This window comes from Pseudomonas sp. RIT778, assembly GCF_019718735.1.
Taxonomy (GTDB): Bacteria; Pseudomonadota; Gammaproteobacteria; order Pseudomonadales; family Pseudomonadaceae; genus Aquipseudomonas; species Aquipseudomonas aphyarum.
This window is the reverse complement of sequence record NZ_JAIHBA010000034.1, coordinates 91653-99338: the sequence shown is the minus strand read 5'-3', so window position 1 is coordinate 99338 and position 7686 is coordinate 91653. Positions and strand designations below refer to the sequence as shown.

Annotated in this window: 9 protein-coding genes; 5 read left to right on the top strand and 4 right to left on the bottom strand. The window is 61.0% G+C overall.

The genetic code is table 11. The features are described from left to right. Window positions 1–84: 84 nt before the first annotated feature. Both K5E37_RS23295 and K5E37_RS23290 read left to right on the top strand, forming a co-directional pair. Complete coding sequence (locus K5E37_RS23295) at window positions 85–702, top strand: TPM domain-containing protein (RefSeq protein ID WP_085605448.1); 618 nt, start codon at window positions 85–87, stop codon at window positions 700–702. 90 nt (window positions 703–792) lie between these two features. Beyond that, the gene (locus K5E37_RS23290; RefSeq protein ID WP_115076850.1) at window positions 793–2025 is read left to right on the top strand and encodes an SAM-dependent methyltransferase; all 1233 of its coding nucleotides are present in this window, start codon (window positions 793–795) and stop codon (window positions 2023–2025) included. Here the strand turns inward: K5E37_RS23290 and K5E37_RS23285 are convergent. After that, a complete protein-coding gene (locus K5E37_RS23285; RefSeq protein ID WP_221535289.1) occupies window positions 2015–2929 on the bottom strand; it encodes a DMT family transporter in 915 nt (304 codons plus the stop codon). The genes K5E37_RS23290 and K5E37_RS23285 overlap by 11 nt on opposite strands. A gap of 169 nt (window positions 2930–3098) precedes the next feature. Between K5E37_RS23285 and K5E37_RS23280 the strand changes: the two genes are divergently transcribed. After that, the gene (locus tag K5E37_RS23280) at window positions 3099–3680 is read left to right on the top strand and encodes a DJ-1/PfpI family protein (RefSeq protein WP_007957909.1); all 582 of its coding nucleotides are present in this window, start codon (window positions 3099–3101) and stop codon (window positions 3678–3680) included. A gap of 22 nt (window positions 3681–3702) precedes the next feature. Next, on the top strand, window positions 3703–4047 hold the full coding sequence (locus K5E37_RS23275) for a YegP family protein (protein ID WP_221535288.1): 345 nt from the start codon (window positions 3703–3705) through the stop codon (window positions 4045–4047). A gap of 142 nt (window positions 4048–4189) precedes the next feature. Here K5E37_RS23275 and K5E37_RS23270 read toward each other — a convergent pair whose 3' ends face one another. Beyond that, a complete protein-coding gene (locus K5E37_RS23270; RefSeq protein ID WP_221535287.1) occupies window positions 4190–5071 on the bottom strand; it encodes a dihydrodipicolinate synthase family protein in 882 nt (293 codons plus the stop codon). Between the two features lie 26 nt (window positions 5072–5097). Further along, window positions 5098–5880: an aldolase gene (locus K5E37_RS23265; RefSeq protein WP_221535286.1), complete on the bottom strand. Its 783-nt coding sequence runs from the start codon at window positions 5878–5880 to the stop codon at window positions 5098–5100. Window positions 5881–5988: 108 nt separating this feature from the next. Between K5E37_RS23265 and K5E37_RS23260 the strand changes: the two genes are divergently transcribed. Next, the gene (locus K5E37_RS23260) at window positions 5989–6531 is read left to right on the top strand and encodes a helix-turn-helix domain-containing protein (protein ID WP_007957913.1); all 543 of its coding nucleotides are present in this window, start codon (window positions 5989–5991) and stop codon (window positions 6529–6531) included. Here K5E37_RS23260 and K5E37_RS23255 read toward each other — a convergent pair whose 3' ends face one another. After that, entirely contained in the window at window positions 6532–7551 is a 1020-nt protein-coding gene (locus K5E37_RS23255) for a DUF4917 family protein (RefSeq protein WP_221535285.1), read from the bottom strand. It abuts the gene before it with no gap. Window positions 7552–7686 lie beyond the last annotated feature (135 nt).

Sequence of the window (7686 nt, the reverse complement as noted above, 5' to 3'; positions counted from 1 at the left end):
GCTTCAGCGGCGGCGGTGGCAGTTTCGGCGGGGGCGGGTCCTCCGGCGGCTGGTGATAACAATAATGAGCAGGCACTTCACGACATGGCATTACTGACTGAACACGAACAACGCAAGGTCGCCGAGGCCATCGCCCGGGTCGAGCGCGACACCGACGCCGAACTGGTGACGGTGCTGGCGGCCCGTGCCGACGACTACGCGTACATCCCGCTGCTGTGGGCGAGCCTGCTGGCGCTGGTGGTGCCGGGTATCGTGCACTACCTGACCGGCTGGCTGACGATGCACAGCCTGTTGCTGGTGCAGTGGGTCAGTTTTGTCGTGCTGTGCCTGGTGTTTCGCCTGCCCAAAGTCACCACTCATCTGATCCCGCGTCATGTCCGCCACTGGCGCGCCTCGAACCTGGCGCGTCGGCAGTTTCTCGAACAGAACCTGCATCACACGGTGGGCAGCACCGGCATGCTGATTTTTGTCTGCGAGGCGGAGCGGTATGTGGAAATTCTGGTGGATGAGGGGATTTCCAAGAAGCTGGATAACAAGAGCTGGGATTCGATTGTTGCGGCGTTTACCGAGCAGGTAAGGCAGGGGCAGACGTTGCAGGGCTTTGTTACCTGCATTGAAGCGTGCGGGGAATTGCTCAAGGTGCATGTGCCGGTTACGCAGGTGAGGAATGAGTTGCCGAATCGGTTGGTGGTGTTGGGATAAGCCGTTCGGGAAATTAGCCGTGCCCTCGAACGCCATCCCCCCTAAACTAGCGGCCATTCCCGATTTGCCCGTCCGAGGCCGCTTTTTCCCATGTCCGTTACCGCTCCTTCCGCATCTGCCAAACCGGCGCCCGATCACCACGCCCGGTTCATCGAGTTGCTGCAAACCAGCCTCGAACAGAACGGCTTCATCAAACTGGTGCTGGCCAAATACGTCGGCGAAGAAGCGGACCTGCAGCGGATCATCATCAAGCCGGTAACGGTCAAGGCGCAGCCGTGCCTGTCGTTCGTTTATCGCTACAAGACCCGCGACATCACCAAGAACCTGCCGCTGGACGAAGCGGTGACGACGATTGCCGGGCTGCTGCCTGCGGCGTTCAAAAATGCGCATTTGCTGGCGCTGACGGACGAAGCCCAGCTCGAATACAGCAAAAAGGGCAAGAGCTCGCTGTTCATGAGCAAACCTCAGCAATTGCGCGAAGTGCCGTCCGCCGAGCACAACCGCGAGAAAAACCGTTTCCTCGATCTGAACCGCCCGTTCCTCAAGGATCTGGGCGTGACCAACGCCCAGCACGAGCTGATCCCGGCGATGTCGCGCAAGTGGAAGCAGATCAACAAGTTCATCGAAGTGTTCAGCCACGCGCTGACCTCGTCGCCGCTGGCCCTGGACAAACCGGTGCGGGTGGCGGATTTCGGTTCGGGCAAGGGTTACCTGACGTTCGCCATCCATGACTATTTGCGCAACACCCTGAAGGCCGAGGGCGAAGTCACCGGCGTCGAGCTGCGTGAAGAGATGGTCAACCTGTGCAACACCGCCGCCGCGAAGCTGGAACACCCGGGGCTGGTGTTCAAATGCGGCGATGTGCGCAGCGTGGCGCCGAGCGAGCTGGACGTGATGATCGCCCTGCATGCCTGCGACATCGCCACCGACTACGCGATCCACACCGGTATCCGCTCCGGCGCCTCGATCATCATGTGCTCGCCGTGCTGCCACAAACAGATCCGCTTGCAGATCCAGAGCCCGGCGCTGCTCAAGCCGATGCTGCAATACGGTCTGCACCTGGGCCAGCAGGCCGAAATGGTTACCGACAGCTTGCGTGCGCTGTTCCTTGAAGCCTGCGGTTACGAGACCAAGGTGTTCGAGTTCATCTCGCTGGACCACACCAACAAGAACAAGATGATCCTCGCCGTGAAGCGCGCCGAGCCGGTGGACCCGACTCAGCTGCTGGTGAAAATCCAGGAATTGAAAGCGTTCTACCAGATCAGCGAGCACTGCCTCGAAACCCTGCTGCTCGCTGACGGCCTGCTGAAGCTCAAGGCTTGAGCTGAACCCCGGCCGGTAGCGTGCCCGGTTGAGCCGGGCGCACCGCGGTCTTGCGCCCGAGCATCACCGTCGCGATCACCCCGCAGGCGAACAGCCAGGTGATCGGCTCCACGTGTTCCCCAAAGAACAACGCGGAAAACGCGATGGTGAAGAAGATCTGCAACAACTGGATCTGACTGACCCGGGCAATGCCCCCCATGGCCAGCCCGGCGTACCAGGCGAAGAAGCCCAGAAACTGCGAAAACAGCGCGACATAACCGAAGGCCCACCAGGTTTTCGCCGACACCGCGCCTTGATGCTGGAACGCCAGATACAGCACCGGGCCGATCAGCAGCGGCGTCGACAGCACCAGCGCCCAGCAGATCACCTGCCAGCCGCCCATCTCCCGGGCCAGCCGCCCGCCCTCGGCGTAACCCAGACCGCCTACTGCAATCGCCCCCAACATCAGCAAATCCCCGGCCTGAATGCTGCCGGCACCGGTGTACAACGCGTAACCCAGCACCAGCGCACTGCCCAACGCGGCGCAGGCCCAAAAGGCTTTCGACGGACGTTCATGGGACAGCCACGCGGCGTACAGCGCCACGCACAGCGGCTGCAAACCATTGACCAGCGCGCCATGGGACGCCGGCAACGTCTGCATGGCCCACGCCGACAGCACCGGGAAACCGAGAATCACCCCGGCGATCACCAGACTCAGGCCTTTGACTTGCTTCCAGGTCGGCCACTTTTCCCGTCGCCACAACAAGAGCGCCGCCGCCGGAATCGCCGCGAACAACGCACGGCCCAGGCCGTTGAGCAGCGGGTGCAGTTCCTGCACCACGATGCGGGTGAAGGGCAGGGTAAGGCTGAAAATCACCACGCCGAGCAGGCCGAGGGCCATGCCGGTGTTTTCGCGCGAAGACATGAGGGCAACCAGATTCGAGGGTGGCAGGGAGGTGTCTTCATCTAGCCACAAACCACGGCAATCGGGCTGTTACAGCTGAGCGCAGAGTTATCCATACAGTTTGCGAACGTCATCGCGGTCCTTGAACTACTTTGAATACTCCTGTGCATTCACCAGAGGAGTCCTGTCCATGGCCGCGAAAAAGATTCTGATGCTGGTCGGCGATTACGTCGAAGACTACGAAGTGATGGTGCCGTTCCAGGCCCTGCAAATGGTCGGGCACACCGTGCATGCCGTGTGTCCGGACAAGGCTGCCGGCAAGACCGTGCGCACCGCGATCCATGACTTTGAAGGCGACCAGACCTACAGCGAGAAACCCGGTCACCAGTTCGCCCTGAACTTCGATTTCGCCAAGGTTGATGCCAAGGATTACGACGCACTGCTGGTGCCCGGCGGCCGTGCGCCGGAATACCTGCGGCTGAACGAAAAAGTCCTCGAACTGGTGCGTGCTTTCGACAAGGCCGGCAAGCCGATTGCCGCTGTCTGTCACGGCGCGCAACTGCTGGCGGCAGCGGGGATTCTTGAAGGTCGCGAGTGCAGTGCGTATCCGGCCTGTGCCCCGGAAGTGCGGCTGGCCGGCGGCACCTACATCGACATCCCGGTCACGGACGGCCATGTCCAGGGCAACCTGGCCACCGCGCCCGCCTGGCCGGCGCACCCGAAGTGGCTAGCGGGTTTCCTCGGGTTGCTTGGAACCAAAATCACCCTGTGACACATCGATAAGGAGAAACACCATGTCCGGATGGTATGAGTTGAGCAAAAGCAGCAACGGCCAATTCAAGTTCGTACTGAAAGCGGCGAATGCCGAAACCATTCTGACCAGTGAGCTGTACACCAGCCGCACGGCCGCCGAAAACGGCATTGCCTCGGTGCAGACCAACAGCCCGCTGGATGACCGCTACGAGAAAAAATCGACGAAGGACGGCCACCCCTACTTCAACCTCAAGGCAGCCAATCACCAGATCATCGGCAGCAGCGAATCCTATTCATCGGACGCGGCGTGTGCCAAAGGCATTGCTGCCGTGAAGACCAACGGGCCGACGAAGGTGATCAAGGACAAGACCTTGCCGGTTCTTTGAATCCAGCACAAAAACCTGTGGGAGCGAGCTTGCTCCGGGCGGCGATCCGACGATGACGGTTCATCAGTCGACATCGTTGTCGGATCTAATGGCCTCATCGCGAGCAAGCTCGCTCCCACAAGGGTTGGTGTGTACCTTGAGATCAGCTCAGGCTTTTGAGAATGGCCTGCAACTGATTACGCCCGGCCTCGCTCAGCGGGAACACCGGCAAACGCGGATCGCCGACTTCCAGATCGGTCAGTCGCAGACCGGCCTTGATCGTCGCCGGCAACCCGCCTTTGAGGATGAAGTCCAGCAGCGGCAACTGGCGGTAGAACAGCTCCCGCGCCTTGCCCAGATCCCCCGCCAGTGTGGCTTCGTACAAATCCAGATTGAGCTGCGGAATCAGGTTCGGCGCTGCCGTGCACCAGCCTTTCGCCCCGGCAGCAAAGGCCTCCAGCGCCAGCGGGTTGCAGCCGTTGTAGAACGGCACCCGGCCTTCGCCGAGCAGTTGCAGCTTGTGCATGCGCTGGATGTCGCCGGTGCTCTCCTTGACCATGGTCACGTTCTCCACGCCGTTGACGATGCGGAGGATCAGCTCCACCGACATGTCGGTGCCGCTGGTGGCCGGGTTGTTGTAGAGCATGATCGGCACGCCGATGCTGTCGCCGATGGCACGGTAGTGGGCGAGGATTTCCGCTTCGGTCAGCTTCCAGTAAGAGGCCGGCAGCACCATCACCACATCGGCGCCATGGGCTTCGGCGAAACGGGCGCGGCGTACGGCTTTGGCGGTGGTCAGGTCGGACACGCTGACCACGGTCGGCACGCGTTTGGCCACGTGCTTGATGCTGAACTCGGCGACCTGATCCCACTCCGCATCGCTCAGGTAGGCGCCTTCGCCGGTGCTGCCCAGTGGCGCGATGGCGTGGACGCCGTCGGCGATCAGACGGTCGATGGAGCGGCCGAGGGCCGGCAGGTCAACGCCTTCGCCATTGGCGCCGAACGGGGTGATGGTGTAGCCGATGATGCCGTGAATGTTGGACATGAGAGTGCTCCGCAAGGATGAGGTGTTCAGTTCAGGCAATCGGCGTGCTGACGCAGGTTCTGCCGGGCGTAGTAGTTGAATGCGGCAGCATGGCGTTTGGGTTTGGATACCCAGTCATGCGCCTCGCGACCCAGCTCGGGAATGATCGGTTTGATCGTTCCGGCGGCCATCGCCAGCAATTGCAGTTTGGCGGCGCGCTCGATCAGTTGCGCGATGACACAGGCTTCCTCGATGGTCGTGCCGGTGGACAGCTGACCGTGATGGGAAAGCAGGATCGCCCGTTTGTCGCCCAACGCCCCGGCAATCAATTCGCCTTCTTCGTTGCCCACCGGCACACCCGGCCAGCCTTCAAGGAACGCGCAATCGTCGTACAGCGGGCACAGGTCCATGTGGGAAATCTGCAGCGGCACCTCCAGCATCGACAGCGCGGCAATGTGCGTCGGGTGAGTGTGGATGATGCAGTTCACGTCCGTCCGGGCGCGGTACACCCAGCTGTGGAAACGGTTGGCCGGGTTGGCCATGCCGTGGCCTTCGAGCACCTCCAGGTCTTCGTTGACCAGCAGCAGATTGCTCGCGGTGATTTCATCGAAACCCAGCCCCAGTTGCTGAGTGTAGTAAGTGCCCGGCTGCGGGCCACGGGCGGTGATCTGTCCGGCAAGGCCCGAATCGTGGCCGTTCTCGAACAGGATCCGGCAGGTCAGGGCCAGCTTTTGCCGGTCTGTCCACGTATTATCCGCCAGGCTTTTTTGCATCTGGGTCAGCGCTTGCTTGACCAGTTCGTCTTTGGGTAGTGCTAATGTCTTCGCCATATCCGTGTCCTGTGGTGGTTGCCATGGATGACACTTAAGAGGCTATATGACACTTTGTGTCATTGGCAAGGACAAATCGTCTTTCCTTTGCTGGATTAATCGCTTCGCATGTCTATCCGTTTGAAATTATTGAGAAAAAAACTTGGCGTAACCCTTGAGGCGCTGGCCGAGAAATCCGGCATGACCAAGAGTTACCTGTCGAAGGTCGAGCGCGGGTTGAACACGCCGTCGATTGCCGCCGCGCTGAAACTGGCCAAGGCGCTGAACGTCAAAGTCGAGGAGCTGTTCTCCGAAGACAACGTCAGCCTCGACAGCTACAGCCTGGTGCGCAGCCACGAGCGCCAGTCGCTGGCGGCCAACGATCACAGCCCCGGCTACGCGGTGCTGGCCCATCAGGTCAGCGAACGCAGCCTGCTGCCGTTCATCATTTACCCGCCGAGCGAATTCACTGACAAAACCTTCAAGGAACACTTGGGCGAGGAGTTTCTGTTCGTCCACGAAGGCCAGGTCGAAGTGGACTTCGTGAACGAACGGGTGCTGCTGGAGCGGGGCGATGCGCTGCACTTCAATGCGCAGAAACCCCATCGCATCCGCTCAGTGGGCGAGGTGCAGGCGCAGTTGCTGGTGGTGGTGCACAGCAGCGAGGAGTGATCAGACCTCGACCGGTACCGACAGCTTCGAATTCCCTAGCGCATGGCTCTTGGAATCAAAGAACCGCAACTCGACACCCGTGCCCTCGAACACCTTCGTGTAATGGCGCTTCTGATGCTGGATGAACGCCGCGCTGCGCGGGTAGATCGAGATCGCCACGGTCTTCGGTTTCGCCAGACGCAGGGCGCGCACGAGGTGGCTGTCCTGCTCGCCGAGGGCATGACCGAAGATGCACAGGTTGTCGCCGTGTTCGAGTAACTGGTCGTAGCAGAACGACAGGTAATCGGAACTGCGGATGGTCTTGAGCTTGTCCGCGCTCGGCCCTTCGTTGACGAACAGCGGCACGTCGTCGAGCGTCTTGATCGTGTTGTTGATCGCGAAACTGCCGAGCAGCGTGCCCTCGGTGGCGGTCAGTTTGCGCGCGGTGCCGTCCTGATTGCGCACCAGATGCAGACCGCCGTGCAGGTACAGCAGACGCGGTTTTTCAGTGCTGCTTTCGCACAGATCGAAACTGGCGTCGGGGCCATTGAACAGGTCGTCGATTGCCTCGCCCTGATGTTGCAGCGCCCAGTAATTGAGCAGGTCGTAATTGGTGGTGAACACCGTGCGATAATGCGCCAGTTCACTGTTCAGGGTCGCCAAAGTCGAGGCTTTGATCAGCCGCCACGGGATGTGAACTGCGTGGACGGTGTTGATCAGCGCTTCCTTGATCGCGTAGTAGCGATTGCGCGGCGCGGCCGAGCTGACGGCCAGCGCCTTGTTGACCCGGCTGGTGGTTTTCAGCGCGCCGAGCACCTGCTCGAAGCTGCGCGTCTGCATGGCGTCGAACACGCTCAGTTCCGACGGGCTCAACGGTTTTTCTTCCACCGTGCGGGCGTTTTCGAACAGCGAGTCGTAGCCGAAATCGTCCCACACCGCGCGACTGGCGCCGTTGCCCAGCAGCAGACCGCTGAAGTCGGTGGCGGCGCGCAATGCGTTCCAGTCTTCGAGTGTGGCGTCGACATCCAGAAAATCGGTCATTGCAGGGCACGTCTCAAAACAAAGGGCAGATGGGCGGCGACTTTATCACGAGCGGGCATTGAGCCAGATCAACATCCGCCGTGACCGATCGGTCGATCCTGTGTGTATCCGCCGGATCGCAGGAGTCGATTCGGC